This is a genomic window from Herbaspirillum sp. VT-16-41 (assembly GCF_001994935.1).
Lineage (GTDB): Bacteria > Pseudomonadota > Gammaproteobacteria > Burkholderiales > Burkholderiaceae_D > Herbaspirillum > Herbaspirillum frisingense.
In genome coordinates, this window is record NZ_MUXB01000120.1 from 241988 (window position 1) to 267893 (window position 25906).

General features: G+C 64.0%; 27 protein-coding genes. 20 read left to right on the forward strand and 7 right to left on the reverse strand.

Translation table 11 applies throughout. The features are described 5' to 3' along the window. Positions 1–6: 6 nt before the first annotated feature. Both BTM36_RS18635 and hrcA read left to right on the forward strand, forming a co-directional pair. Entirely contained in the window at positions 7–723 is a 717-nt protein-coding gene (locus BTM36_RS18635) for an HAD family hydrolase (protein WP_077237438.1), read from the forward strand. 78 nt (positions 724–801) lie between these two features. Continuing rightward, positions 802–1830 (forward strand): heat-inducible transcriptional repressor HrcA, encoded by a 1029-nt coding sequence (gene hrcA / locus BTM36_RS18640; RefSeq protein ID WP_006461798.1) that lies wholly within the window; start codon positions 802–804, stop codon positions 1828–1830. Positions 1831–1950: 120 nt separating this feature from the next. On the opposite strand, the gene fur is transcribed toward hrcA, so the two are convergent. After that, positions 1951–2376, reverse strand: coding sequence for a ferric iron uptake transcriptional regulator (gene fur / locus BTM36_RS18645; RefSeq protein WP_006461799.1), 426 nt, complete (start codon positions 2374–2376; stop codon positions 1951–1953). Positions 2377–2586: 210 nt separating this feature from the next. On the opposite strand from fur, the gene BTM36_RS18650 reads away from it, so the two are divergent. The 5 genes from BTM36_RS18650 (at position 2587) to BTM36_RS18670 (ending at position 5640) form a co-directional block, all read left to right on the forward strand. After that, the gene (locus BTM36_RS18650) at positions 2587–3135 is read left to right on the forward strand and encodes an outer membrane protein assembly factor BamE (protein ID WP_006461800.1); all 549 of its coding nucleotides are present in this window, start codon (positions 2587–2589) and stop codon (positions 3133–3135) included. A gap of 40 nt (positions 3136–3175) precedes the next feature. Further along, positions 3176–3982 (forward strand): 4-hydroxy-tetrahydrodipicolinate reductase, encoded by an 807-nt coding sequence (dapB, locus tag BTM36_RS18655; protein WP_006461801.1) that lies wholly within the window; start codon positions 3176–3178, stop codon positions 3980–3982. A gap of 160 nt (positions 3983–4142) precedes the next feature. Beyond that, entirely contained in the window at positions 4143–4841 is a 699-nt protein-coding gene (locus BTM36_RS18660) for a MotA/TolQ/ExbB proton channel family protein (protein WP_006461802.1), read from the forward strand. A gap of 16 nt (positions 4842–4857) precedes the next feature. Further along, the gene (locus BTM36_RS18665; RefSeq protein WP_077237439.1) at positions 4858–5301 is read left to right on the forward strand and encodes a biopolymer transporter ExbD; all 444 of its coding nucleotides are present in this window, start codon (positions 4858–4860) and stop codon (positions 5299–5301) included. 12 nt (positions 5302–5313) lie between these two features. Beyond that, the gene (locus BTM36_RS18670; protein WP_077237440.1) at positions 5314–5640 is read left to right on the forward strand and encodes a barstar family protein; all 327 of its coding nucleotides are present in this window, start codon (positions 5314–5316) and stop codon (positions 5638–5640) included. Positions 5641–5740: 100 nt separating this feature from the next. Here the strand turns inward: BTM36_RS18670 and BTM36_RS18675 are convergent, their stop codons facing one another. The 6 genes from BTM36_RS18675 to BTM36_RS18700 are packed head-to-tail and all read right to left on the reverse strand — an operon-like array spanning position 5741 to position 11540. Next, complete coding sequence (locus BTM36_RS18675; protein ID WP_077237441.1) at positions 5741–6562, reverse strand: phosphodiesterase; 822 nt, start codon at positions 6560–6562, stop codon at positions 5741–5743. Continuing rightward, the gene (locus tag BTM36_RS18680; protein ID WP_006461806.1) at positions 6559–7662 is read right to left on the reverse strand and encodes an ABC transporter ATP-binding protein; all 1104 of its coding nucleotides are present in this window, start codon (positions 7660–7662) and stop codon (positions 6559–6561) included. Before BTM36_RS18680 ends, BTM36_RS18675 begins: the two co-directional genes overlap by 4 nt. After that, on the reverse strand, positions 7659–8462 hold the full coding sequence (locus BTM36_RS18685; protein WP_077237442.1) for an ABC transporter permease: 804 nt from the start codon (positions 8460–8462) through the stop codon (positions 7659–7661). Before BTM36_RS18685 ends, BTM36_RS18680 begins: the two co-directional genes overlap by 4 nt. Before the next feature lie 18 nt (positions 8463–8480). Further along, positions 8481–9374, reverse strand: a complete 894-nt coding sequence (locus BTM36_RS18690; RefSeq protein ID WP_237022535.1) for an ABC transporter permease — start codon at positions 9372–9374, stop codon at positions 8481–8483. 21 nt (positions 9375–9395) lie between these two features. After that, positions 9396–10403, reverse strand: a complete 1008-nt coding sequence (locus BTM36_RS18695; protein ID WP_077237443.1) for an ABC transporter substrate-binding protein — start codon at positions 10401–10403, stop codon at positions 9396–9398. 45 nt (positions 10404–10448) lie between these two features. Continuing rightward, positions 10449–11540, reverse strand: a complete 1092-nt coding sequence (locus BTM36_RS18700; protein WP_077237476.1) for a LacI family DNA-binding transcriptional regulator — start codon at positions 11538–11540, stop codon at positions 10449–10451. A gap of 551 nt (positions 11541–12091) precedes the next feature. On the opposite strand from BTM36_RS18700, the gene leuS reads away from it, so the two are divergent. The 13 genes from leuS (at position 12092) to BTM36_RS18765 (ending at position 25839) form a co-directional block, all read left to right on the forward strand. Further along, positions 12092–14749: a leucine--tRNA ligase gene (gene leuS, locus BTM36_RS18705; RefSeq protein WP_077237444.1), complete on the forward strand. Its 2658-nt coding sequence runs from the start codon at positions 12092–12094 to the stop codon at positions 14747–14749. 28 nt (positions 14750–14777) lie between these two features. Continuing rightward, on the forward strand, positions 14778–15317 hold the full coding sequence (gene lptE / locus BTM36_RS18710; protein WP_077237445.1) for an LPS assembly lipoprotein LptE: 540 nt from the start codon (positions 14778–14780) through the stop codon (positions 15315–15317). 17 nt (positions 15318–15334) lie between these two features. After that, positions 15335–16354 (forward strand): DNA polymerase III subunit delta, encoded by a 1020-nt coding sequence (gene holA, locus BTM36_RS18715; RefSeq protein WP_077237446.1) that lies wholly within the window; start codon positions 15335–15337, stop codon positions 16352–16354. 79 nt (positions 16355–16433) lie between these two features. Next, a complete protein-coding gene (locus tag BTM36_RS18720; RefSeq protein ID WP_077237447.1) occupies positions 16434–17702 on the forward strand; it encodes a glutamate-5-semialdehyde dehydrogenase in 1269 nt (422 codons plus the stop codon). A gap of 39 nt (positions 17703–17741) precedes the next feature. Beyond that, a complete protein-coding gene (locus BTM36_RS18725; RefSeq protein WP_006461815.1) occupies positions 17742–18167 on the forward strand; it encodes a CopD family protein in 426 nt (141 codons plus the stop codon). Positions 18168–18222: 55 nt separating this feature from the next. Beyond that, positions 18223–18828 (forward strand): 2-hydroxychromene-2-carboxylate isomerase, encoded by a 606-nt coding sequence (locus tag BTM36_RS18730; protein ID WP_077237448.1) that lies wholly within the window; start codon positions 18223–18225, stop codon positions 18826–18828. 101 nt (positions 18829–18929) lie between these two features. Then, positions 18930–20186, forward strand: coding sequence for a class I SAM-dependent RNA methyltransferase (locus BTM36_RS18735; RefSeq protein WP_006461817.1), 1257 nt, complete (start codon positions 18930–18932; stop codon positions 20184–20186). A gap of 179 nt (positions 20187–20365) precedes the next feature. Then, positions 20366–20779, forward strand: a complete 414-nt coding sequence (locus BTM36_RS18740; protein WP_077237449.1) for a DoxX family protein — start codon at positions 20366–20368, stop codon at positions 20777–20779. Between the two features lie 141 nt (positions 20780–20920). Beyond that, entirely contained in the window at positions 20921–21751 is an 831-nt protein-coding gene (locus BTM36_RS18745; protein ID WP_077237450.1) for a dioxygenase, read from the forward strand. 52 nt (positions 21752–21803) lie between these two features. Continuing rightward, positions 21804–22721, forward strand: coding sequence for a LysR family transcriptional regulator (locus tag BTM36_RS18750; protein WP_077237451.1), 918 nt, complete (start codon positions 21804–21806; stop codon positions 22719–22721). 317 nt (positions 22722–23038) lie between these two features. After that, positions 23039–23566 carry a 2,4'-dihydroxyacetophenone dioxygenase family protein gene (locus BTM36_RS18755; RefSeq protein WP_077237452.1) on the forward strand — a complete coding sequence of 176 codons (528 nt, stop codon included), beginning with the start codon at positions 23039–23041 and terminating at the stop codon, positions 23564–23566. An 11-nt stretch (positions 23567–23577) separates the two neighbouring features. Continuing rightward, entirely contained in the window at positions 23578–24312 is a 735-nt protein-coding gene (locus BTM36_RS18760) for an SDR family NAD(P)-dependent oxidoreductase (RefSeq protein WP_077237453.1), read from the forward strand. A gap of 240 nt (positions 24313–24552) precedes the next feature. After that, positions 24553–25839: an MFS transporter gene (locus BTM36_RS18765; RefSeq protein WP_077237454.1), complete on the forward strand. Its 1287-nt coding sequence runs from the start codon at positions 24553–24555 to the stop codon at positions 25837–25839. The last annotated feature ends 67 nt before the right edge of the window (positions 25840–25906 follow it).

The window sequence follows — 25906 nt, forward strand, 5'->3', positions numbered from 1 at the left end:
ATTGTAATGAAACCAAGCGCTTCCCCCCTGCCTCCCCCGCCCATCGAAGCGGTCCTGTTCGACCTCGACGACACCCTCTGGGCCATCGAACCGGTGCTGGTGCGCGCCGAAGGCCTGCTCTACGACTGGCTGCGCCAGCACGCACCGACCGTGGCTGCCGCGCATACCGTGGCCAGCCTGCGCGAACGCCGCATGGCCCTGATGCAGACCGATCCGGTCTACCGCATCGACCTCTGGAGGTTGCGCCATACCGCCTTGACCGAGGTCTTCCGCGAACATGACGTGGACCTGGCCCTGGTCGATCCCGCCATGGCCCTGTTCTCCGAAGCACGCAGCACGGTCGCGCTGTTCGACGATGTGGAACCGGCACTGCTGCGCCTGAAAGACAAACTGACGCTGGGCTCGGTCTCCAATGGCTTCGCCGACCTCGAACGCATCGGCCTGGCCGGGCACTTCGTCGTCTCCATCGCAGCCCACCGCTTTGGTCGCGCCAAGCCCGATCCGGCGATCTTCCACGCCGCCTGCGAAGCGCTGCAGGTGGCGCCGGGCGCCACGGTCTATGTCGGCGACGATCCCCTGCTGGATGTGCAGGGTGCGCAACAGGCCGGCCTGCGCGCGGTGTGGATGAACCGCTTTGCGCGAACGCTGCCCGATGGCATCAGCCCCGATGCCATCTGTCGCGATCTGCACGAGCTGCACGACTGGCTGGCGGCTCAGGCCTGAAGTGTCGGCTGGCGCCAATTCACATCCGCCCTCACGTAGCTGTCACTCTTTGCATCATAAGCCGCTAGAATATGCACCATGCAACTCGATAACCGCGCCCGCACACTCCTGAAGGCACTGGTCGAACGGTACATCGCCGACGGCCAGCCGGTGGGCTCGCGCGCCCTGTCGAAACTGTCCGGCCTGGAACTGTCACCAGCGACCATCCGCAACATCATGGCCGACCTGGAAGAGATGGGCTTCGTCGCCAGCCCGCACACCTCGGCCGGACGGGTGCCGACCCCGCGCGGCTACCGCATGTTCGTCGATACCCTCCTGACAGTCGAGGCGATCGACGAAAGCGCGCTGGAAGGCCGCCTGCAGGCTCGCCTGCAGCACAACACCTCGCCGCAGAAGATCATCACCAACGCCGCCCAGGTGCTGTCGTCGCTGTCGCAGTTTGCCGGCGTCGTGATGACGCCCAAGCGTGAATCGGCGTTCCAGCAGATCGAATTCCTGCGGCTGTCGGAAAAGCGCATCCTGCTGGTGATCGTAGATCAGGGTGGCGATGTGCAGAACCGCATGCTGCTCACCGAGGTCGATTACACCCCCAGCCAGCTGGTCCAGGCCGCCAACTACATCAACCAGCATTACGCCGGCCAGTCCTTCGACCAGGTGCGGCTGCGCCTGCAGGGCGAGCTGCGCCAGTTGCGCGACGACATGACCGTGCTCATGCAGGCCGCCGTGGAAGCCGGCAGCGACGCCATGAGCGAGGAGGCCGACAACAACGTGGTCATCTCCGGCGAGCGTAACCTGCTGTCGGTGAGCGACCTGTCCTCCAACATGAATTCCCTGCGCCGCCTGTTCGACATGTTCGAGCAGAAGACCGGCCTGCTGCAGTTGCTGGATGTGTCCAGCAAGGCCACCGGCGTGCAGATCTTCATCGGCGGCGAATCGCAACTGGTACCGATGGACGACATGAGCATCGTCACCGCCCCCTACGAAGTCAACGGGCGCATCGTCGGTACCCTGGGCGTGATCGGCCCCACCCGCATGGCCTACGAACGGGTCATCCCCATCGTCGACATCACCGCCAAGCTGCTCTCCAGCGCGCTGAGCCAGCACTGAAGACGGATACGGCTTCCGCCGGCGGAGCCAACGAAAAAAGCCACGTGGGACATCACGTGGCTTTTTCATTTTCTTTGCAAAGGATTGCCTGCGTAAATATCCGCAAGCAAGGCCCCTGGTTTATTTCTTCAGCTTCTTGCAGTTCTTGCAATGTCCGTACAACGCCAGGGCGTGGTCGGCGATTTCGAAACCGTGTTCCTGGGCGATCTTGATCTGGCGCTTCTCGATCTCGGCATCGAAGAATTCCTCGACCTTGCCGCAGTCCAGGCAGACCAGGTGGTCATGGTGCGAACCTTCGTTCAGTTCGAAGACCGCCTTGCCGGTCTCGAAGTGGTTGCGCTGGAGCAGGCCTGCCTGCTCGAACTGCGTCAGCACGCGGTAGACGGTGGCCAGGCCCACGTCCAGATTGTCGGAGAGCAACTGTTTGTAGACGTCTTCGGCGCTAAGGTGGCGCACGGAGGTGTTCTGGAAGATTTCCAGGATCTTCAGGCGTGGCAGGGTGGCCTTCAGGCCGCTGGCCTTCAGTTCGGATGGATTGTTCGGCATGGTAGAGTGGGTTCCCGGTTTTTACTGGTCTCAAACAGGCGCGCTGGTCCGCTGGGAGGGCCTGGGGACCGCTCCGGCCGGGCTGGTGGGGCAGCCTTTTGCGTCCGGAACGCACTCATGCCTATTTAAGAAGTAAGTTCTAGCTTATCATATAGCGCTTTAGGCTCATGGCTCAACCCGGTTGAAAACTTTATGCGCATGCTTTCCCGAATGAAGTCCCGTCATCAAACCGCCGCAATCGGCGTCGTCGCGGTCCTGGCCCTGCTGGCGGGCTGTTCCTCGACCAAGTCGCCCGAGCAGGCGGCCCCGACCGACACCTCGGGCGTGAAGGTAACCGGCAAGAGCAACAGCCTGTTCGGCTTCCTCAAGCCCTACCGCATCGACATCCAGCAAGGCAATTTCGTCTCCAAGGAAATGGTGGCGCAGTTGCGCCCCGGCCTGACCCGCGACCAGGTGCGCTTCGTGCTGGGCACCCCGCTGCTGACCGACATGTTCCACGCCAATCGCTGGGATTACGATTTCCGCCTGGCCAAGGGCAATGGCGAGATCATGACCAGCCGGGTCTCGGTCTTCTTCAAGGATGACCTGCTGGATCACGTCGAAGGCGGCGAGAACCTGCCCACCGAGAGCGAATACCTGACCCTGATCACCGACTCCAAGGTCGGCGCCAAGGCCAGTTTCGGCGCCGACAAGGACAAGGCCGACAGCGAAGTCAAGCCGGCCTCTCCCGTGGCGCCCTCCTCGGCCACTGGCAAGTAAGCAATACCCGTCTCCCGTCATCCGTCATTCCGAGTTTCCCATGACAGTATTGAATATCGCAGTCGCCGGCGCCTCCGGGCGCATGGGCCGCATGCTGATCGAAGCCATCCTCAACGCCGACGACCTCAAGCTCTCCGGCGCCCTTGACACTCCCAGCGCACCGGCCATCGGCACCGATGCCGGCCTGTTCCTGGGCAAGACCACCGGCGTGCTCATCGAATCCGACCTGGCCCGTGGCCTGGCCGGTGCCGACGTGCTGATCGATTTCACCCGTCCTGAAGGCACGCTGAAGCACCTGGAGTTCTGCGCTGCGCATGGCGTGAAGGTCGTCATCGGCACCACCGGCTTCGAAGCCGAAGGCAAGGCCGCCATCGCCGAATTCGCCAGGAAGACCGCTGTCATGGCCGCCCCCAACATGAGCGTGGGCGTCAACGTGACCCTGAAGCTGCTGGAACTGGCCGCCAAGAACTTCTCGCACGGCTACGACATCGAGATCATCGAAGCGCACCATCGCCACAAGGTCGACGCCCCCTCCGGCACCGCCCTGAAGATGGGTGAAGTCATCGCCGACGCGCTGGGCAAGAATCTCGACGACGTGGCCGTCTATGCCCGCGAAGGCGTCACCGGCGAGCGCGATCCGTCCTCCATCGGTTTTGCCACCGTGCGCGGCGGCGACATCATCGGCGACCACACCGTGCTGTTCGCCGGCATCGGCGAACGTATCGAGATTTCGCACAAGTCGTCCAGCCGCGTCTCGTACGCCATGGGCAGCCTGCGTGCCGCGCGCTTCCTGGCCGGCAAGGAGAGCGGTCTGTACGACATGCAGGACGTGCTGGGCTTCAAGTAAGCCTGGCCCGAAACCACAGGAAATGCCCGACGCTGCCGCGCCCCACCAGGTCCGGCAGCGAATTTTTTTGGGGCAGGCCGCTCAAAGCGACAGCCCCCCTTGATTGCTTCCGATTGACCCATTGCCGCGCTGGCGCGGCGCTATCCCGAAAGAACGCAATATGGAACCGAACGTTGGATTTGCCCACTACTGGGCGCAAGGCGATGCCGTTTCCCACTCCGTCGCCTATCTGCTGCTGATCATGTCGATCGCCAGCTGGTACTACATCCTCTCCAAGGCCTGGGCCGCCTGGCGTATCCGCCGGGGTAGCAACGCGCTGGAACAGTTCTGGCAGGCCCCCACCCTGGCCGACGCCACCGGTGCCATGCAGCGCCTCGACAGCGAGCAGATCTACAGCCCCATGGCCGAGCGCGCCGCCGAAGCCGCCGACATCGGCACCCGCCAGCAAGGCACGCCCTCGCTGAACGCCGCAACCGACCCCGGCGAACTGATCACCCGCACCCTGCGGCGCGAAATCAACCGCGTCTCGGCCCGGCTGGAACGCGGCCTGACCCTGCTGGCGTCGGTCGGCTCCACCGCGCCCTTCGTCGGCCTGTTCGGCACCGTCTGGGGCATCTATCACGCGCTGGTGGCGGTCTCGGCCAGCGGTACGGTACAGATCGACAAGGTCGCCGGCCCCGTCGGCGAGGCCCTGATCATGACTGCGCTGGGCCTGCTGGTGGCGATTCCGGCGGTGCTGGCCTACAACGCCTTCACCCGCATCAACCGCGTGGTGCTGGCCGAACTCGACGGCTTCGCCCACGACCTGCACGCCTATCTCACCACCGGCGAACGCGTCGGCGGCATGCGCAAGCCATGACACCCGGGAGCCCATCATGAGTTTCGGCGGATTCAACGACAACCAGAACTCGGCCCCGATGGCCGACATCAACGTCACCCCGATGGTGGACGTGATGCTGGTACTGCTGGTGATCTTCATCATCACCGCGCCCATGTTCACCCACGCCCTCAAGCTGGACCTGCCCACCGCGCAATCGGCGCCGGCCCCTGAAAAACCGGAGACCATCACCCTCGGCATCGACGCCGCCGGCAAGCTGTACTGGAACGACCAGCCGGTCAGCGAAGAGGAAATGGACAGTCGCCTGGCCGATGCCGCCGGCAAGAAGCCACAGCCCGAGCTGCAGCTGCGCGCCGACAAGTCGACCCGCTACCAGACCATCGCCGAGGTGATGTCGGCCGCGCAGTCTGCCGGCCTGACCAAGCTGGGCTTCGTCACCGACCCCAAGGCCGGCAGCAAGACGCAAGCCAAAGCCAACTGAAAGAGATAGCACATGGCCACCGTAACACTGGCGGGCGACCGCATCACCGACTGGGAGAGCTTCCACACCGAGAGTGCGCAAGCCTTCGGCTTTCCCGATTTCTATGGCCGCAACATGGATGCCTGGGTGGATTGCCTGTCCTACCTGCGCGATGACGAAGGCATGTGCAAGTTCAAGCTCAAGCCCAAGGAAGTGCTGGTCATCAAGATCAGCCACAGCGCCGAGTTGCATCAGCGCCTGCCGGACCTGGTCGAGGATGTGGAATTCTGCTGCACGGCCATCAATGACCGCTGCGAGGATTACGGCGAAGCGCCGGTGATCGAGCTGATCTGGAAGTAGATCGGCGCAGTTGACTTATCTTTCGTATCGCTGCGGCCGGATGAATTGATCTCTATTGCAGATCAATCCATCCGGCCCCTTCAATCACATTCAATCGACTTCAATCGATCAGTTCATCGCCGTCATAGAACGGATACGGACCATCGAACTCGCCGGTGAATGCCGTATGGCTCACCAGGCTGCGCGCCTGCGCATCCCACCAATGCAACTGGTAGCCCGGCGGCTCCATCACGAAACAGGATGGCGCCTGCGGATCCAGGTCCAGTTGCACCTGATGTGACACCCCCGGACAGGTCGTGGCCACCGTGCCGGCAAAACGCCGCTGGATGGAGCGATGCAGGTGACCGCACAGGATGCGCTCCACCTGCGGGTGCTTCTTCACCACTGCTTCCAGCACCTGCGGATTGACCAGCCCCATGTCATCCATGTGTCCGATGCCGGTCGTAAACGGCGGGTGGTGCATGGCGATCACGGTGGGCCGCTCCGGCTGCTGCGCCAGCACCTCATCGAGCCACTGCATGCTCTGCACCGACAACTCGCCACCGCTGGCACGCGGGATCACCGTATCGAGAGCCACAATGCGCACCGGATAATCCTCGACCACATACTCGATGCGTTCACCGCCCTGCTGCAGGTAGGCATGCTCGGGAAAGGCCGCGCGCAGCGCATTGCGCTCGTCGTGGTTGCCCGGCAGCAGGTAGTAGGGCATCGTCAGCGGCGCCAGCAGCTCGCGCAGGCAGGCATATTCGGACGGCTTGCCGAAGTCCACCAGATCGCCTGTGATAACCAGCACATCCGGGCGCTGCTTCAGGCCGTTGACCTGCGCCACGCAACGGCGCAGGCTCTCGGCGGTATCCACCACCCGGTACGACTTCTTGCCATCGGTCTTGATGTGCAGGTCGGAAATCTGTCCCAGTATCATGCGTTCTCCTTCACGGCGGCGGGCGCCATCTTCACCAGGGCCTCGGCCGGCACCCGCAGCGCGATCTGCTGCCCAGCTTCCCACCAGCCACGGCGGCTGGTCTCGGCGATGACCGGGCGCTCCGCCCCGATCTCGATTTCAAAGCGGGTGCGGTCGCCCAGGAAAAAGGTATTGATCAGCTTGCCACGCAGGCATTGCGCATCGGCTTCGGTGATATCGACCACCTGCACATCCTCGGGACGGAACATGGCCCATGCCGGCTGGCCCTGTTGCGTCGCATTCATCGGATTGCCGGCATCGGGCAGCGGCAGGCTGCCATTGGGCAGCAACAACCTATCTCCGGAAACGATACCTTGCACGCGATTCATCGCACCGATGAAATCGGCCACGAAGTCATTGGCAGGATGATAGTAGATCTCCTGGGGCGTGCCGATCTGCGATATCTTGCCGCGCTCCATCACCACGATGCGGTCGCCCAGCGCCATCGCCTCACCCTGGTCGTGGGTGACGTAGATGGCGGTGATGCCGAGGCTGCGCAAGAGCTTGTTCAGGTCACTGCGCACCGCTTCGCGCAACTTGGCGTCGAGCGCTGTCAGCGGTTCATCCAGCAGCAGCACGCGGGGCTCCATTGCCAGCGCCCGGGCCAGCGCCACACGCTGCTTCTGGCCACCGGAAAGCTGGTCCACGCGACGATGCGACAGCCCCTGCAGATGCACCATCTCCAGCAGCTTTTCCACGCGCTCGGCGCGCTCGCCGGCCGGAATCTTGCGGATCTTCATGCCGTAGGCGATGTTCTCGCCCACGCTCATGTTGGGGAACAGCGCATAGTTCTGGAATACCATCCCCACGCCGCGCTTTTCGATCGGCAGCGCGGTCACGTCATCCTCGCCGAAGAGCACACGACCGCCCTCGTCGGGGAACTCCAGACCGGCAATCATGCGCAGCGTGGTGGTCTTGCCGCAGCCCGACGGGCCCAGCAACACCAGGGTTTCACCGGGATGGATTTCCAGGTCCAGCGGCTGCAGTGCCCGCGTACCGTTGGCGAAGGACTTGGCACACTGATGTAGGCGAATGGAAACGGCTTCTTTCTTGGACTTCATAGACTGACTTTCTTGCGTGTTGCCTGGGTCGCCCACTGCATGCCGATCAGGAGCGGAATGATCATGAAAAAGAAGATCAGCGTATAGGCCGATCCCACCTCCAGCCGCATCGATGCATAGGCATCGGCCAGGCCCACCGGCAGGGTCTGGGTCAGCGGCGTGTGCAACATCCAGGTGATATTGAATTCGCCGATCGACAGGGTCACCACCATCAGCGCGCCGGCCAGGATGCCGGAGGCCGCATTGGGGATCACGATGCCGAAGAAGCGACGCAGGCGCCCCGCGCCCAGGCTGGCAGCGGCTTCTTCCAGCTGCGCCAGTTGCGAGGACTGCATCACCGCCAGCACCGGGCGCACCATGAAGGGCAGCGTGAAGAGCACATGCCCCACCAGGATGAAGAGAATGCTGGCGCGAAACTGGCGATACTGCCCATAGGCCATGATCAGCGCCAGCGCAGTGGCCAGGCCCGGCACCGCCACCGGCATCATCAGCAATTCCTCGATCACCCGTGCCAGGCGGCTATGCCCGCCGCGATAGCGCGCCAGCATATAGGCAAGCGGTACCCCGGCCACCAGCGTCACCGCCAGGCAGGCCAGCGCAATGAACAGCGAGCGCCAGATGGTGGGCTGGTACATCTCCCACACCTGGGCCACCCAGCGCAGCGTGAGTCCGCTGGACAGGCCCACGAAGAAATTCTCGGTGACGCCGGCCAGCATCGACAGCACCACCGGCACCACCAGGAAAGCGCACACCAGCAGCGTAAAGGCCAGTTGTACGTAAAAACGCAATCGGTTCTGCATCATCGTTCCTTGCGCGCCTTACGCCGCTGCCGCCACGCCGCTGCCGGTGAGCGAGCGCGCCAGGGCCAGCATGGCCCAGGTGATCAGGCCCAGCACGATGGACAGCGAGGCCGCCGTGGCGAAGTTGGCGTAGCCGGTAAATTCGTTGTAGATGGTCATGGGCAGCACATCGATATTGGCGGCCAGGGTAAAGGCCGTACCGAAGGCACCGACGCTGGTGGCAAAGCAGATCGCCCCCGACGAGATCAGGGCCGGCAGCAACGCCGGCAGCACCACATGCAGCAACACCTGCCAGGGTCTCGCGCCCAGCGAACGGGCCGCCTCTTCCAGCGAGGGATCGAGTTTCTCGGCCGCCGCCACCACCGTCAGGATCACCCGCGGAATGGAGAAGTACAGGTAGCCCAGGAACAGCCCCGCCAGCGAGTACGCAAACACCAGCGATTCACCGAACAGCCAGTTGGTGAAGCTGCCGATCAGGCCTTGGCGCCCGGCCAGCATGATCACCATGAAGCCGACCACCACGCCGGGAAACGCCAGCGGGAAGGTCAGCATGGCCAGCAATACCGACTGGCCGGCAAAGCGGTTGCGTTGCAGGAACAAGCCCACCATCACCGAGATCGCCAGCGTGGCCAGGGTCACCACCGCCGACAGCGCCAGCGTGGACAAGAGGCTGGCGAAGTAATGGCGATTGGTCAGCACCGACAGATAGGCCATGGCACCGTCCGGGCCGGATGCGCCGACTGCGACCAGGCGCGCCATCGGCAACAGCCAGAAGGCGCAGAACAGGGTCAGGCCCGGTGCGGCAAACCACAGCCACACGCCGTTGCCGGCGCTGCGCACACCGGCGCCCGGTTTGCGCTCGGGCTTGAGCACGCCCGGCGCACCTGGCGTAGCGGGGATGGCGTTTTTCATGCTTGCTCCTGCGTCCCGCATTTATCGCACTTCAGCCAGGTAACGCTCGCCGAACTTGCGCTGTGCTTCGGCCATCTTGCCGTAGTCGACCGACTTGGCGCGGGCATATTCGGCCGCCGGCAGGAAGCGCGATTCGGCTTCCTTGGACATGGCCGCAGCACGCACCGGACGCAGATAGGCGTTGGCCCAGATGGCCTGCCCCTGATCCGACAACAGGAAGTCCAGCACCTTCTTGGCCTCGGCCTGGTGCGGCGCATTCTTCACCAGCGACACCACGTAGGGCACGGTCACGGTGCCTTCGGTGGGGATCACGAAGGCGACGTTGGCGTGGTCCTTGTACTTGGCGCGATAGGCGTCGAAGTCATAGCCCAGCAGGATGGGAATCTCACCCGAGATCAGGCGCGCATAGGAGGTCTGCTTGGGCACGATGGGCTGGTTCTTCTGCAGGTTCTTGAAGTAGCCGATGGCGGGCGAAAAGTCGTCCAGCGTGCCACCCAGGGCCTGGTTGATCGCCACCGCGCCGACGTAGCCGACGAAGGCCGAGGCCGGGTCCAGGTAGCCGATCAGGCCCTTGTATTCCGGCTTCTGCAGGTCAGCCCAGGACTTGGGGACCGGCTTGCCCTTGAGCGCATCGATGTTGACCATGATGCCCATGGTGCCGGAGTGGATGGTGAACCAGTAACCGTCCGGGTCCTTCAGGCCATTGGGAATGTCGTTCCAGTTGGCCGGCTTGTAGGGGGCCACCAGATCCTTGTTCCTGGCTTCGATGCCGAAGGACACACCCAGGTAGGTGAAGTCGGCCACCGGACTGCCCTTTTCGGCCGTCAGCTGGGCCAGGGCCTGGCCGCTGTTCTTGTTGTCGGGCGGGACGGTGATGCCGGTCTTGTCCTTGATCGCCTTGATCTGGGCAGCCCAGTCGGCCCACTCCGGCGGACAGTTGTAGCAGATCGCGGTCTGGGCAGAAGCAGCGACGGAAGCCGACAGCAGCAGTGCGCCGGCGGCGGTTTGAATAACACGTTTCAGGAACATGTCAGATCCTTTCCTAGAGGTTGAACAACGAAAGCACGACAAAATTCAGGACGGTGAATGCGCAGCCGGTGGCGGCGCCACCGACCCGCCCTCGCGCAGTACATGCGGCAGGATGTGACGCAGCGCCGGCTGGGCAGACTGCGGGGACTGCGGGGACTGCAATGACGGGCCCTCGGCAGCCGCCGGCACGGCACGCTCGATGGCTTCCACCAGCGTGCGCAGGGCGACATCACCGATGCGCTCGGAAGGCTGCACCACGCTGGCCAGCACTGGAGCCATCAGGGCGCCGACCGGGATGCCGTCGAAGCCCATCACCGAGATATCGCCCGGCACCTGCAGACCCAGTGCGCGCAGGTCGCGCATGGCGCTCAGCGCCAGCAGGTCGTTGGAGCAGAACAATGCGGTGGGGCGCTGCAGCGGGTCGGCCATCATCTGCTGGTAGTCGGTGGCGGCGGTGAGGGTATGGCGCTCCACTTCGATGGCCGGCAGCGGCGCCAGGCCGGCCGCCTGCATCGCATCGAGATAGCCGTAATAGCGCTGCATGGCACGGTCGGACGCATTGAAGCGCCCCGACAGCATCTGGATGCGCCGATGACCCAGCCCGATCAGGTGGGCCACCGCATCACAGGCGGCAGCCCGGTTATCCACCGAGACCGAGGCGCGATGGGTGGTCGGGCCGGATGTGGCCAGCTGGTTATAGGTGAGGACGAAAGGGATGCGTTCACGTTCCAGCAGGTCCAGCGTGGCATTGGAGCCGGCATCGGCCACCGTCAGGATCACCCCGTCCACCCGATGCCCCAGCAACAGCTCGACGGCCGCCGATTCTTCCTCCGGCAGGTATTCGGTGGTGGTAAACATCACCGAGTAATCCAGCGCGCGCGCCGCCAGTTCGATGCCCTGCAGGCACTGGGCGAAGACGGTGTTGGACAGCGTCGGCACCACCACCCCCACGGTGCGCGAATTGCCGGCCCGCAGATTGCGACCGGTGAAATTGGGCCGAAAACCCAGTTCGGCGATGCTGCGATGGATCTTCTCGGCCGTTTCCGCGCTCACCGAACCAGGCTTGTTGAGCAGGCGGGACACCGTGGCGATGGACACACCGGCCAGATGGGCAACTTGTTTGATGGAGGGACGCACGGCGGCACCAGGGGCAAATGAAAACGATTTCATGATGCCGTCCGATTGTTACGACCTCATGACCATGCGCGACCGGCATGCGGTATGCCGCAGGCGGCCGGGGGGCCGGGACGCCCGGGGGCTGCCCCCCAACCAGGGGCGCCAAATTCATCGGTTCTATCGTAAAAAAATAGCTTTTTCGCAATTTTTCGATATTTGATGAGAACAAATTCGAGAATCGACATCGCCCGACGTGAAGATGGTTTCATACGTCTGCTCGATCAACAACACCGCCTACAGCCGCGCGAATCCAGCCGATCCGTCCCCCCTGACCGGCCGGATGCACGTAGCTGCGGTCCCTGATGCCGCCCTGCTCTGGCACAGGGATCTTTGCCCGCCTCCGGCTTTTTCCAGGGGGGCGGGCTTTTTTTGTTTCCCGTCGGAAAACCCCCATCCAGGCCTGCCCCGGGCCTGACGGGCGCAGACTGCGTCGACGGGGTGGCGAGCCGGTATAATGCAGGGTTTCGAATCGCATTCCCTTCCCAACCGAATCCCATCCGTATCAGCCCGTCATGCAAGATAAATACAGCCCAGCCGAAGTCGAACAATCCGCGCAGCAGCACTGGAACGCCATCGACGCCTACAAGACCGTCGAAAACGCCCGTGACAAGCAAGGCCGCGACAAGAAGAAGTTCTACGCCTGCTCGATGCTGCCCTACCCCTCCGGCAAGCTGCACATGGGCCACGTGCGCAACTACACCATCAACGATGTGATGTATCGCTACCTGCGCATGAATGGCTACAACGTCCTGATGCCAATGGGATGGGACGCCTTCGGCATGCCCGCCGAGAACGCCGCCATGGCCAATGGCGTGCCACCGGCGCAGTGGACCTATTCCAATATCGACTACATGAAGTCGCAGATGCAGTCCATGGGCCTGGCCATCGACTGGTCGCGCGAGATGACCGCCTGCCGTCCCGAGTATTACAAGTGGAACCAGTGGATGTTCCTGAAGATGCTGGAGAAGGGCATCATCTACAAGAAGACCGGCACCGTGAACTGGGACCCGATCGACCAGACCGTGCTGGCCAACGAGCAGGTCATCGACGGCCGCGGCTGGCGCTCGGGTGCGGTGATCGAAAAGCGCGAAATCCCGATGTACTACGCCCGCATCACCGACTACGCCGACGAGCTGCTGGAACACGTCGAGACCAAGCTGCCCGGCTGGCCCGAGCGCGTGCGCCTGATGCAGGCCAACTGGATCGGCAAGTCCACCGGCGTGCGCTTCGCCTTCCCGCATGAGATCAAGGACGCCAGCGGCCAGCTGATCAACGACGGCAAGCTGTTCGTCTTCACCACCCGCGCCGACACCATCATGGGCGTGACCTTCTGTGCGGTGGCCCCGGAACATCCGCTGGCCACCCTGGCCGCCGAGAACAACCCGGCCCTGCAGACCTTCATCGCCGAATGCAAGCAAGGCAGCGTCATCGAAGCCGACATGGCGACGATGGAAAAGAAGGGCATGCCCACCGGCCTGTACGTCACCCACCCGCTGACCGGCGACAAGGTCGAGGTCTGGGTCGGCAACTACGTGCTCATCACCTACGGCGATGGCGCCGTGATGGGCGTGCCGGCGCACGACGAGCGCGACTTCGCCTTCGCCCGCAAGTACGACCTGCCGATCAAGCAGGTCATCGGCGTAGAAGGCAAGACCTACTCTACCGACGCCTGGGAAGAATGGTACGGCGACAAGGAAGCCGGCAAGACCATCGCCTCCGGCAAGTACGATGGCCTGGGCTACCAGGCGGCCGTCGATGCGGTGGCTGCCGACCTGGCGGCACAGGGCCTGGGCGAAAAGAAGGTCACCTTCCGCCTGCGCGACTGGGGCATCTCGCGCCAGCGCTACTGGGGTACGCCCATCCCCATCATCCACTGCCCGGATTGCGGCGACGTGCCGGTGCCTGAAAAGGACCTGCCGGTGGTGCTGCCGGAAGACTGCGTGCCGGACGGCAGCGGCAATCCCCTGAACAAGCATGAGCAATTCCTCAAGGTCGACTGCCCCAAGTGCGGCAAGCCGGCCCGTCGCGAAACCGACACCATGGACACCTTCGTGGACTCGTCCTGGTACTACATGCGCTATACCTCGCCGGGCAGCAACGACGCCATGGTCGATTCCCGCAACGATTACTGGATGCCCATGGACCAGTACATCGGCGGCATCGAGCACGCCGTGCTGCACCTGCTGTATGCGCGCTTCTGGACCAAGGTCATGCGCGACTTCGGCCTGGTCAAGTTCGACGAGCCCTTCACCAACCTGTTGACGCAGGGCATGGTCCTGAACGAGACCTACTATCGCGAAGAAGCCTCGGGCAAGAAGATCTGGATCAACCCGGCCGATGTGGAACTGACCTTCGACGACAAGGGCCGCCCGGTCTCGGCGATCCTCAAGACCGACGGCCAGCCGGTAGAGATCGGCGGCACCGAGAAGATGTCCAAGTCCAAGAACAACGGCATCGACCCGCAAGCCCAGATCGACCAGTACGGCGCCGATACGGCCCGTCTGTTCACCATGTTCGCCTCGCCCCCGGAACAGACCCTGGAATGGTCGGGTGCCGGCGTGGAAGGCGCCAACCGCTTCCTGCGCCGCGTGTGGGCCTTCGGCTACAACAATGCCGCGCGCATCACCGCAGCCGGCGCCATCGCTGCCATCGACGCGGCCCAACTCGACGATGGCCTGAAGACCCTGCGCCGTGAAGTCCACAAGGTGCTGCAACAGGCCGACAACGACTTCAAGCGCATCCAGTACAACACCGTGGTCTCGGCCTGCATGAAGATGCTCAACACGCTGGAGGCCGCCAAGCCGGCCGCCGGCGCGGCCGGCGACGCGGTCCTGGCGGAGTGCTTCTCGATCTTCCTGCGCGTGCTCAATCCGGTGGCGCCGCACATCACCCACGTGCTGTGGCAACAACTGGGCTACGCCGCCGCCCAGGGCGACATCCTCGACGCCGACTGGCCGCAGGTGGACGCAGCCGCCCTGGAACAGAGCGAGCTCAAGCTGGTGGTGCAGGTCAACGGCAAGTTGCGTGGCGAGGTGACGGTTCCCAAGGATGCCGACAAGGCCGCCATCGAAGCCGCTGCCCTGGCCAACGAGGATGTGAAGAAATTCCTCACCGGCGCCCCCAAGAAGGTGATCGTGGTGCCCGGCAAGCTGGTCAACATCGTCGCCTGATCCGGCCCAACCCAACCGACGGAACTCCATGCACGCTCAAGTCCAAATCAAGCGTTTCTCGCAATGGCTGCTGATGGCCCTCGCTGCCGTGATGCTCACGGCCTGCGGCTTCCACATGCGCGGCGCGGCCGACCTGCCCTTCAAGACCATCTACCTCGGCTTTGCGCCCAACTCCGCCGTCGGCGTGGAACTCAAGCGCAACATCGAGGCCAGTGGCGCCAAGGTGGTCGCCGACGCCAAGGATGCCGAAGCCAACCTGAAGGTGTTGGCCGACTCCCGCGACCGCCAGGTGCTGACCTTGAACACCAACGGCCGCGTGCGTGAATATGCGCTGTTCCAGCGCTTCACCTTCTCCGTCACCGACCCCAAGGGTGTGGTGGTGATTCCGCCCACGGCCATCACCCTGCGTCGCGTCATCACCTATGACGAGAACCAGGAACTGGCCAAGCAGGCCGAGGAAGCACTGCTCTACCGCGACATGCAGTCCGACCTGGTGCAGCAGATCCTGCGTCGCCTGGCCGCCTCGAAGTCGGCCATCAGCACCGAGAAGGCGCAGTCGGATTCCTGATCCGGCCACGCACAATCATGCAACTGCGCCACGACTCCCTGGACGCCCATCTCGGCAAATCGCTGGCGCCACTCTATGTGATCGCCAGCGACGAGCACCTGCTGGCGCTGGAAGCGGCCGACAAGATCCGCCGCAGCGCCCGCGCCAATGGCTATACCGAGCGTGAAGTGCTGGTGGTGGAACGCAGCTTCAAGTGGGGCGAACTGCTGGCGGCCAACCAGTCGCAATCGCTGTTCGGCGACAAGAAACTGATCGAACTGCGCATCCCCACCGGCAAGCCCGGCAAGGATGGCGGCCAGGCCCTGCAGGATTATGCCGCCAACCTCTCGCCCGACAACCTCACCATCATCAGCCTGCCCAAGCTGGACTGGGCCACGCAGAAGGCGGCCTGGGTCGGCGCCCTGCAGCAGGCGGCGGTGTACATCGACATCCCGCTGGTGGAACGCGCCCAGTTACCGGGCTGGATCGGCAACCGCCTGGCTGCCCAGCAGCAGAGCGCTGACCGTCCCTGCCTGGACTTCATCGCCGACCGCGTGGAAGGCAACCTGCTGGCCGCGCACCAGGAAATCCAGAAGCTGGCCCTGCTCTACCCGCCCGGCAAGCTCGGTTTCGAACAGGTGCAGGACGCCGTGCTCAATGTGGCACGCTACGATGTCTTCAAGCTCAACGAAGCCATGCTCTCCGGTGACATCGCCCGTCTCACGCGCATGATGGACGGCCTCAAGGGCGAAGGCGAGGCCCTGCCGCTGGTCCTGTGGGCCGTGACCGAGGAAATCCGTACGCTCCTCAAGCTCAAGTCCGGCATGGCCCAGGGCAAGCCGGTAGGCGCGCTGCTCAAGGAATACCGCATCTGGGGTCCGCGCGAACGACTGATGGAACCGGCCCTGCGCCGCATCAGCCTGGCCGCGCTGGAACAGGCCCTGCAGGAAGCCGCCCTGGTGGACCGCATGGTCAAGGGCCTGCGCGCCCGCACCTTTGCCGGCGACCCGTGGGACGCCCTGCTGCAACTGGGACTGAAACTGGCCCGCGGGCGCTGAGCCGCCAGCAGGCCCATCAAGATCGCGCAACACAGACATACCAACACGGCCGCGCCCATCGCGCTGCGGAGGAACCAGAATGGAAAACATCGAACTCTACATGAACCGCATCGGCCAGCAGGCCCGTGCCGCCTCGCGTGCCATGGCGCGTGCCGATACCGCCGCCAAGAACCAGGCGCTGCTGCTGATCGCCGCCGCCATCCGTCGCGATGCGGACGCCCTGCGCGCCGCCAATGCGCTGGACCTGGATGCGGCCCGCGCCAATGGTCTGGCCGAGGCCATGCTGGACCGCCTGACGCTGTCCGACAAGGCCATCGCCACCATGGCCGAAGGCCTGGAGCAGATCGCCTCCCTGCCCGACCCGATCGGCGAGATCAGCAACATGAAATACCGCCCCACCGGCATCCAGGTCGGCCAGATGCGTGTGCCCCTGGGCGTGATCGGCATCATCTACGAGGCCCGTCCCAACGTCACCGTGGACGCCGCCGGCCTGTGCATCAAGAGTGGTAACGCCACCATCCTGCGCGGCGGTTCCGAAGCCATCCATTGCAACCAGGCCCTGGCCAAGCTGGTGAAGGAAGGCCTCAGCGGCGCCGGCCTGCCCGAAGATGCGGTGCAGGTGGTCGAGACCACCGACCGCGCCGCCGTCGGTGTGCTCATCACCCTGCAGGAATACGTGGACGTCATCGTGCCGCGTGGCGGCAAGGGCCTGATCGAACGCCTGATCAAGGAAGCCAAGGTCCCCATGATCAAGCACCTGGACGGCATCTGCCACGTCTACATCGACGACAAGGCCGACACCCGCAAGGCGCTGGACGTGGCCTTCAACGCCAAATGCCATCGCTACGGCACCTGCAACACCATGGAAACCCTGCTGGTGTCGCGCAACATCGCCGCAGCCGTGCTGCCCCCGCTGGCCGAACTGTATCGTGTCAAGGAAGTGGAACTGCGCTGCGACCCTGAAGCGGCCGATATCCTGGCCGACTACCCCTTCCTGAAGCCGGCCACGCCTGAAGACTGGGACACCGAATACCTGGCCCCGATCCTGGCCGTGAAGGTGGTGGCCGACATGGATGAAGCCATCGATCACATCAATCGTCATTCCTCCCAGCACACCGACAGCATCATCACCGAGGACTACACCCGCGCCATGCGCTTCCTGCGCGAAGTCGATTCGGCCTCGGTCATGGTCAACGCCTCGACCCGCTTTGCCGATGGTTTCGAATACGGCCTGGGTGCCGAGATCGGCATCTCCAACGATAAGCTGCACGCGCGTGGCCCGGTGGGCCTGGAAGGCCTGACCTCGCTGAAGTATGTGGTGCTGGGCCAGGGCCAGGTGCGCCAGTAACCGATCACGTCAACCCGAACGCCAACGCCAAGGACCGTCATGCTCTGGATCAAAGCCCTGCACATCGTCTTCATCGCCTCCTGGTTCGCCGGCCTGTTCTATCTGCCGCGCATCTTCGTGAACCTGGCGCAGGAGACCGACCTGGTCTCCCGCGAACGCCTGCTGGGCATGGCGCGCCGGCTGTACCGCTTCACCGGCATGACCGCGCTGGTGGCGCTGGTGCTGGGCGCATGGCTGCTGGCCATCACCTGGCAATTCTGGAAAGGCCCGGGCAACGGCTGGCTGCATGCCAAGCTGTTCCTGGTGGTGCTGGTGATCGGCTATCACCACGCCTGCGGCTCCCTGCTCAAGAAATTCGAGCACGGCAAGAATACCCGCAGCCACGTCTGGTTCCGCTGGTTCAATGAAGTCCCGGTGCTGCTGATGCTGGCCATCGTGATCCTGGTCGTCGTCAAGCCGTTCTGATATCCCCAAGCCACGTACCTCTCACCACACACCATCATCCCTTCCGGAGCCGGTCATGAGCAAAGTCTGTGAGTATTTTTTCGCCCCGCATTCTCCGTTCGCCTATCTGGGGCACGAACGTTTCGTCGCCCTCGCAGAGAAGTACCAGGTGCAGATCCTTCCCAAACCTTTCGACCTGTCGAAGATCTTCGGCGTCTCCGGCGGTCTGCCGCTGGCCAAGCGCGCCCCGCAGCGCCAGGCCTATCGCCTCAAGGAACTGGCGCGCTGGAGCGAATTCCTGGGTAAGCCGATGATCCTGCAACCGACCTATTTCCCGGTCAACAGCGATACCGCCGCCCGCCTGATCATCGCCACCCAGCTCGCGCATGGCACGGCCGCGTCGCTGCGCCTGACCGGGGCCATCATGCGCGCCGTCTGGGAAGAGCAGAAGAACATCGCCGACACCGATACCCTGATCGCCATTGCCAACGCCCAGGAGCACGATGGTGCGGCCCTGCTGAAATCGGCCGAGACCGCCAGCGTGCAGGCCGAGTTCGACCGTTTCACCGATGAAGCCAATGCCGCCAGTGTGTTCGGCGCACCCTGGTTCGTCTACGAAGGCGAAGGCTACTGGGGCCAGGACCGCCTCGATTTCGTCGAGCGCGCCTTCGCGAAAGGCTGAGCGGCCAGCGTACAATGACGCCGGGCTGCGCAATGAACAGAAGCGCAGCCCGGCGTTCTGATTTTTGAAGCCCTGTTTTTCAACGGATAAAAGGTACTCCCATGCAATCCCAAGACACCCAATACTCTTACTTCTGCCCCTGCCCGCGTGGCCTGGAAGCGGCACTGGCAGAAGAACTCAACGAGATCGCCGCCCATGCCGGCCCCGCCGCCAATCTCAAGGTGCACAACCAGGTCCCGGGTGGCGTGCACTGCTCCGGCACGCTGCTGGCGGCCTACCAGATGAACCTGCATTCGCGCATCGCCAGCCGCGTGCTGCTGCGCATGGGTCACGGTTCCTACAAGAACGAAAACGACATCTACGACCTCACCCTGGCCCAGGCCTGGGAAGACTGGTTCAAGGTCTCGCACACCATCCGCGTGGACCTCACCGCCGTGAAGTCGCCGCTGCGCAGCCTGGAATTCAGCACGCTCAAGATCAAGGATGCCATCTGCGACCGCTTCCTCGACCAGTTCAAGCTGCGTCCCTCGGTCAATACCCGCACGCCCGACATGCGCATCGCCGGCTTCGTCGATGCCCACAACTTCACGGTCTACCTGGATACCTCCGGCGAAGCGCTGTTCAAGCGCGGCTGGCGCGAAGAGACCGGTGACGCCCCGCTGCGCGAGAACCTGGCGGCAGGTCTCTTGCGCACCTCCGGCTGGAAGCCGGGCGTGCCACTGTTCGATCCCATGTGCGGCTCCGGCACCATCCTGGCCGAAGCGGCGCAGATGATTGCCGGCGTGCCGCCCGGCGCGCGTCGCCGCTTTGCCTTCGAGAAGTTCAGCAACTTCGACGCCGATGCCTGGTTCGCCATCAAGGGTGACTTCAAACCCAACCCGATCCCGACCACGCCGACGCTCTTCGGCAGCGACATCTCCGGCGACATGGTGGAACTGACCCGCAAGAACCTGGTGCGTGCCGGTATCCAGTTCGAGATTCCACTGAAGCAGATCGAGGCGCAGGAGATCAAGCCACCGCTGGACGCCGATGGCCAGCCGCTGGTCGGCATCATCCTCTCCAACCCGCCCTACGGCGAACGGATCGGCGTGCGTGGTGATCGCGCCCTGCCGACCGAAGAACTGTTCACGCAATTCTTCAGCGCCTTCTCCAGCACCTTGAAGCAGCGCTTTGCCGGCTGGAGCGTGTTCCTGTTCTCGGCCGACCTCGGCCTGCCCAAGCTGATGCGCCTGAAGGAATCGCGCAAGACCCCGTTCTTCAACGGCGCCCTGGAATGCCGCCTGTTCCGCTTCGACATGGTGGCCGGCTACAACCGCCGCGAAGAGGCCAAGCCACATTCCCGCGACAGCGAGGACTGAAGCAGGACAGGCGGGACCGGATTATCAACCACGCCAAGACAATCCATCCCGCCGCGGCCGGTTTATCCGGCCCGCATTCTTCCCTACAGTGTGGACATGGCCCATCTCCATCACGCCCGCCAGAGAGCGCGCACGATAGCTGGCCTGCCTTCATCCACTCCACACTTCCCGGGATCATCATGAGCACCGTCACCGTCAATACCCGCGCCGACTACGCCGCCTTCCTGCTGCGCGTCACCATGGGCATCTTCTTCCTGGTCCACGCCGGACTGAAAATATTCGTCTTCACCCCGGCAGGCACCGTGGGCTTCTTTGCCTCGCTGGGTGTACCCGGCTGGTTCGCCTATCCCGTGATGGCGCTGGAAGTGGTAGGCGGCATTGCGCTGGTGCTGGGCTACTACGGTCGTTGGCTGGCACTGCCCCTGGCGGCCGACCTGCTGGGCACCATCGTGCTGGTCCACGGCAAGGCAGGATTCCTCTTCACCAACCCCAAGGGTGGCTGGGAATACCTGGCGCTGTGGACCGTCGGCCTGGTCGCCGTGTTCCTGCTGGGCGACGGCGCCTTTGCCCTCAAGCGTGAAGAGCGCAGTTGATCGCCCTGTTTGCCGAAATCATCCAGCCGGGCCACGCGCCCGGCAAAATTCATATAGATTCAGTTTGATCGTCGAGATCTTTTAGTTCAGTTCTTGCGTGCGGGAAATCAAGTTTTCCACAGGCGACTCAAGGAAACCATCATGTCCGATACCCTCCACCTGCCCTCGCTGTTCGTCTCGCACGGCTCGCCCATGCTGGCCGTGGAACCCGGCCGTACCGGTCCGCTGCTGGCCGGCATCGGCGCTACCCTGCCGCGCCCGCGTGGCATCGTGATGATGTCGCCACACTGGGAGACCTTCACCCCGCGCGTGGGCAACCAGGCCAGGCCGCGCGTGATCCACGATTTCGGCGGTTTCCCGCAGGCGCTCTATGCACTGGACTACCCCGCACCAGGCGCGCCCGCGCTGGCCGAACATGTGGCCCAGCGGCTGCGCGATGGCGGCCTGCCGGCCAATACCGATGACGGCTGGGGGCTGGACCACGGAGCCTGGGTACCGCTGCGTTATCTTTATCCACAGGCCGATGTGCCGGTGATCCAGCTGTCGCTGCAATCGCAGCAACCGCCGGCCTATCATTTCCAGGTCGGCCAGTTGCTGGCACCGCTGGCCCGCGAAGGCATCCTGCTGGTCGGCTCGGGCAGCTTCACGCACAACCTGCGCGAACTGCGTCGCAACGATGCCGATGCCGGCGACGCCCCGCATACGCTGGAATTCCTGCAATGGTTCCTGGACCGCATGCAGGCCGGTGACCTCGAGGCGCTCTTCGGTTACCGGACCACGGCCCCGCACGCGGTGCGCACCCACCCCAGCGACGAACACCTGCTGAGCCTGTTCTTCGCCATGGGCGCGGCCGATGACTGGACCCGGCTGGTTCACCTGGACAGCGGTTCGACGTATCATAGCCTGCGCATGGACGCCTTCGCCTTCGGCACGGCCTCCAGCCTGCTGGCACAACTACCGGCTGCCGCCTGAGCCCCCGTCTCCCTGACGGCGCCGGCGCGGCGCCATCTGGGGGATAGACGGGTTGAACAAACTGCGTGAAATCGAATACTTCATTGCCGTGGCCGAGCTGGGCAGTTTCGTCAAGGCCGCCGATGCGCTGGGCATCTCCAAGGCGGCCGTCTCGCGCACCGTACTGGAACTGGAAGCCCGCCTGGGCTCCCGCCTCATGCAACGGACCACGCGCCGGCTCTCGCTCACCGAAGCCGGCAGTCTCTACCTCGAACGCTGCAAGCAGATCGTGGCCGACCTGGAAGCCGCCGACGACCTGGAAGCCGCCGACGACCTGCTCTCGGCCGGCACCGCCCGACCGGCCGGCCTGCTGCGCATCAACGCCCCCGTCACCTTCGGCGTGCTGCACCTGGCACCGCTATGGCCAATGTTCCTGGAGCGTTACCCGGAGGTGGAGCTGGACATCACCTTGTCGGACCGTATCGTCGACATCATCGATGAAGGCTACGACCTGGCCATCCGCATCGCCCGGCTGGCCGATTCCACCCTGATCCACCGCAAGCTCACCAGCACCAGCCTGCCGGTATGCGCCTCGCCCGGCTACCTGGAAAAACATGGCACGCCCGCCCATCCGCACGACCTGGCGCGGCACCAGGTCATCAGCTACAGCTACAACCAGGGCAAGGATGAATGGCAGTTCAGTGGCCCGGAAGGACCGGTCAGCGTGCGCGTGAATTCGCGCATGCACGCCAACAACGGTGACAGCTGCGTGCAGGCGGCGCTGGGCGGCGTGGGCATCACGCGCCAGCCCACTTTCATGATCGACCAGTATCTGCGCAGCGGCCAGCTGGTCCCCATCCTCGCCGACTACGGCACGCCTTCGCTGGGCATCTACGCCGTCTATCCCAGCCGCGCCCATCTGCCGGCCAAGGTCAGGGCGATGCTGGACTTCCTCGCCGAGGCATTCGCCCAGGTCCATTGGGACCACTGACGGCGCCACGCACCCGCTGGCACCCGGCCTCACCTTCCCATCCCCTGCAGCAGCGCTCCCGCCCGATGGCTTGAACGTCATCGGCGCATAAATTTCATCATTCCAGGCCAGGCCCTCGCGCTCGTGTTGCGTGCCTCAGCCTGCCTTTGCCTGCCTGACGCTTGATCGATATCAAGGATGGTGACTCGCTTTTGTGGACACGGGAGCGGGCCACTGCGCTGTTGACTTTCACTTTCTGATCACCCAAAGTGACCATATTGCAGACGCATTGTTCATATAGTGGACAATAAAAGACAAATATTCCAACTGGAGACCTCATGAGCACTCTCATGCCGGCTGACTCGAAGATGCAGCCCTATCAATTCCCCAATCCCAAGGAGGCCCCGCTGGAAATCGTGGTCAACCCGGCCGTCCCCGACGACGAGCGGGTCTGGGTACCGCAGGCCGACAACGTCTGGTTCCGCCCGCTCTGCCTCAATGTCTCGCAGGGCTACTGGACCAACCTGCTGCGCGTGCGCAAGTCCGGCGTGCTCTCGCGCCACCGCCATCCCGCGCCCGTCCATGGCATGGTGCTCAAGGGGAAATGGCGCTACCTGGAGCATGACTGGATCGCCGAACAGGGCAGCTATGTCTTCGAACCACCCGGTGAGACCCATACCCTCTACGTCCCGGAAGACGTGGAAGAAATGATCACCTACTTCCACATCACCGGCGTGATGTTCTACTGCGACCCCTGGGGCAAGTTCGAAGGCTATGAAGATGTCTTCACCAAGCTCGATATGTGCCGCAAGCATTACGAAGCGGTCGGGCTGGGCAGCGACTACGTCGACCGCTTCGTGCGCTGAGGGCGGAGCGCATGCATTACGACACTGCGAACTACGATTTCCCTGACTGCGTGGCCGTGGTCACCGGCGGCCATGGCGGTATCGGCGCGGCCATCGCGGCGCGCCTGGCGGAGGCCGGCGCACGCGTGGTGGTGTGGGACCTGCACCAGGCTGCCAGCTCCCCCTACCGGCAGCAACAGGTGGACATCACCGATGCAGGCTCGGTCGAGGATGCCGTCCATCAGTTGCTGGTGGAGACCGGCCGCATCGACTTCCTGATCAACAATGCCGGTTATGCCGGCCCCACCGTGCCGCTGGACGAATACGACGTGGCCGAATGGCATCGCATCGTGCAGGTCAACCTGCTGGGCGTCTTCCACGCCTGCCGCAGCGTGGTCCCGGCCATGCGTGCGGCCGGACGCGGGCGCATCGTCAACATCGCCTCGCTGGCCGGCAAGGAAGGCACGCCCAATGCGTCAGCCTACAGCGCCGCCAAGGCCGGCGTACTGGCGCTGACCAAGTCGCTCGGCAAGGAACTGGCCGAGACCGGCATCCTGGTCAATGCCATCGCCCCGGCGGCGGTGAAGACGGCGCTGCTGGAACAGATGTCGCCGGCCCACGTCCAGACCATGATCGCCAAGAGCCCCATGCACCGCCTCGGCACCGTGGAAGAAGTGGCCGAGCTGTGCGCCTGGCTGTGCTCGGGCTCGTGCAGCTTCAATACCGGTGCCGTATTCGACCTCTCCGGTGGCCGCGCCACCTACTGAGCAAAACAGGAAGGAGCAGGACCGCAGAATCATCCGGGCAAGCGAGGATCACGGCCAGGGGCGATGCAGACATCACCCCGGCCGTGCCGGAGCAGTAGCAGGGACGGCATCCACAACGTCCTCAAGACCGCGTCCTCGCATGACGCTTTCGCCATGTCACCGACACAGAGCGCCGCAGCAGACGGCGCCGGCAGGAAGCACGCCAATGGCATCAACTCATTCACTCTGGAGACGTAACCCATGGAAGTCCAAAAGGAAAAGAGCCCCCGGCTCAAACGCATACAGGTCGTCGCACTGACCTTTCTGATGCTGGCAGGCATCGTCAACTATCTTGACCGCAGCACCCTGTCCATCGCCAATCATTCGGTGAGCCAGGAACTGAACCTGAGCGCCTCGCAGATGGGCCTGCTGCTGTCGGCCTTCTCGCTGGCCTATGCCTTCTCTCAATTGCCCATCGGCGCCATGCTGGACAAGTTCGGCGCGCGCGTGATGCTGGGCGCCGGCATGTTCGTCTGGTCGCTGGCGCAACTGGCCGGCGGCTTCGTCAACACCCTGCAGCAATTCCTGGTGGCCCGCGTGTTCCTGGGCCTGGGCGAGGCACCGCAATTCCCGGCCGGGGCCAAGGTGGTCTCGGAGTGGTTCGCCATGCGCGAACGCGGTGGACCGACCGGCATCTTCGTGGCCTCCTCCACCATCGGCCCCGCCCTGGCACCGCCCATCCTCACCATCCTGATGCTGTCCTTCGGCTGGCGAATGATGTTCGTCATCATGGGCGTGCTGGGCATCGCGGTATCGGTGGGCTGGTATCTGTTCTACCGCAATCGCAACGAGGTCGAACTGACCCCGTCCGAGGTGCTGTACCTGGCCGACGATCACGACACCGACCCCAATGCCAACGCCAAGCTGACCTGGAGCGAGTGGAAGAGCCTCTTCAAGTACCGCACCACCTGGGGCATGCTGTTCGGCTTCATGGGCGTGATCTACATGGTCTGGCTGTACCTGACCTGGCTGCCGGCGTATCTGGAGCATGAGCGTCACCTGTCCATCGCACGTACCGGCTGGGTGGTGGTCATCCCCTACATCTTCGGCACCCTCGGCATGCTGTCCTCCGGCTATATCGCCGATGGTCTGATGAAACGCGGCATGCCCGCCATCCGCAGCCGCAAGTGGCCAATCTGTGCCGGTCTGATCGGCGCGGGTGCCTTCACCATCCCGGCCGCCTACACCCCCAGCACCACCATGGCGATCGTCTACATCTCGCTGGCCATGGCCTTCGTGAACATGGCCTCGGGCGGTGCCTGGGCACTGGTGTCGGTAGCCATCCCGCGCCGTCTGGTGGCTTCGCTGGGCAGCATGCAGAACTTCGGCGGCTACCTCGGTGGCTCGCTGGCGCCGGTCATCACCGGGGTAGTGGTGGACCAGACCCACTCCTTCGTCAACGCCCTGCTGATCAGTGCGGCGGTGGCCTTTGCCGCAGCGCTGGTGTACATGTTCGTGGTCGACAAACCCATCGAATCGCACGCCTGAACCCGCGCTACGCAGTCGCCTGACCCGATGCCGCCGCCCGCGGGTAGCGGCATCCAGCCAGTCCCCT

What these genes read in the sequence shown, in the direction of transcription:
- BTM36_RS18675 (WP_077237441.1), bottom strand. Translation starts at nt 6,562, where the DNA reads ATGATACTGGGACAGATTTCCGACCTGCACATCAAGACCGATGGCAAG.
- BTM36_RS18690 (WP_237022535.1), bottom strand. Translation starts at nt 9,374, where the DNA reads ATGAAAAACGCCATCCCCGCTACGCCAGGTGCGCCGGGCGTGCTCAAG.
- BTM36_RS18670 (WP_077237440.1), top strand. Translation starts at nt 5,314, where the DNA reads ATGGCCACCGTAACACTGGCGGGCGACCGCATCACCGACTGGGAGAGC.
- BTM36_RS18650 (WP_006461800.1), top strand. Translation starts at nt 2,587, where the DNA reads ATGAAGTCCCGTCATCAAACCGCCGCAATCGGCGTCGTCGCGGTCCTG.
- BTM36_RS18740 (WP_077237449.1), top strand. Translation starts at nt 20,366, where the DNA reads ATGAGCACCGTCACCGTCAATACCCGCGCCGACTACGCCGCCTTCCTG.
- BTM36_RS18680 (WP_006461806.1), bottom strand. Translation starts at nt 7,662, where the DNA reads ATGAAGTCCAAGAAAGAAGCCGTTTCCATTCGCCTACATCAGTGTGCC.
- BTM36_RS18660 (WP_006461802.1), top strand. Translation starts at nt 4,143, where the DNA reads ATGGAACCGAACGTTGGATTTGCCCACTACTGGGCGCAAGGCGATGCC.
- leuS (WP_077237444.1), top strand. Translation starts at nt 12,092, where the DNA reads ATGCAAGATAAATACAGCCCAGCCGAAGTCGAACAATCCGCGCAGCAG.
- BTM36_RS18755 (WP_077237452.1), top strand. Translation starts at nt 23,039, where the DNA reads ATGAGCACTCTCATGCCGGCTGACTCGAAGATGCAGCCCTATCAATTC.
- fur (WP_006461799.1), bottom strand. Translation starts at nt 2,376, where the DNA reads ATGCCGAACAATCCATCCGAACTGAAGGCCAGCGGCCTGAAGGCCACC.
- BTM36_RS18685 (WP_077237442.1), bottom strand. Translation starts at nt 8,462, where the DNA reads ATGCAGAACCGATTGCGTTTTTACGTACAACTGGCCTTTACGCTGCTG.
- BTM36_RS18635 (WP_077237438.1), top strand. Translation starts at nt 7, where the DNA reads ATGAAACCAAGCGCTTCCCCCCTGCCTCCCCCGCCCATCGAAGCGGTC.
- holA (WP_077237446.1), top strand. Translation starts at nt 15,335, where the DNA reads ATGCAACTGCGCCACGACTCCCTGGACGCCCATCTCGGCAAATCGCTG.
- hrcA (WP_006461798.1), top strand. Translation starts at nt 802, where the DNA reads ATGCAACTCGATAACCGCGCCCGCACACTCCTGAAGGCACTGGTCGAA.
- BTM36_RS18735 (WP_006461817.1), top strand. Translation starts at nt 18,930, where the DNA reads ATGCAATCCCAAGACACCCAATACTCTTACTTCTGCCCCTGCCCGCGT.
- BTM36_RS18745 (WP_077237450.1), top strand. Translation starts at nt 20,921, where the DNA reads ATGTCCGATACCCTCCACCTGCCCTCGCTGTTCGTCTCGCACGGCTCG.
- BTM36_RS18765 (WP_077237454.1), top strand. Translation starts at nt 24,553, where the DNA reads ATGGAAGTCCAAAAGGAAAAGAGCCCCCGGCTCAAACGCATACAGGTC.
- lptE (WP_077237445.1), top strand. Translation starts at nt 14,778, where the DNA reads ATGCACGCTCAAGTCCAAATCAAGCGTTTCTCGCAATGGCTGCTGATG.
- BTM36_RS18695 (WP_077237443.1), bottom strand. Translation starts at nt 10,403, where the DNA reads ATGTTCCTGAAACGTGTTATTCAAACCGCCGCCGGCGCACTGCTGCTG.
- BTM36_RS18760 (WP_077237453.1), top strand. Translation starts at nt 23,578, where the DNA reads ATGCATTACGACACTGCGAACTACGATTTCCCTGACTGCGTGGCCGTG.
- BTM36_RS18725 (WP_006461815.1), top strand. Translation starts at nt 17,742, where the DNA reads ATGCTCTGGATCAAAGCCCTGCACATCGTCTTCATCGCCTCCTGGTTC.
- BTM36_RS18665 (WP_077237439.1), top strand. Translation starts at nt 4,858, where the DNA reads ATGAGTTTCGGCGGATTCAACGACAACCAGAACTCGGCCCCGATGGCC.
- BTM36_RS18730 (WP_077237448.1), top strand. Translation starts at nt 18,223, where the DNA reads ATGAGCAAAGTCTGTGAGTATTTTTTCGCCCCGCATTCTCCGTTCGCC.
- BTM36_RS18720 (WP_077237447.1), top strand. Translation starts at nt 16,434, where the DNA reads ATGGAAAACATCGAACTCTACATGAACCGCATCGGCCAGCAGGCCCGT.
- dapB (WP_006461801.1), top strand. Translation starts at nt 3,176, where the DNA reads ATGACAGTATTGAATATCGCAGTCGCCGGCGCCTCCGGGCGCATGGGC.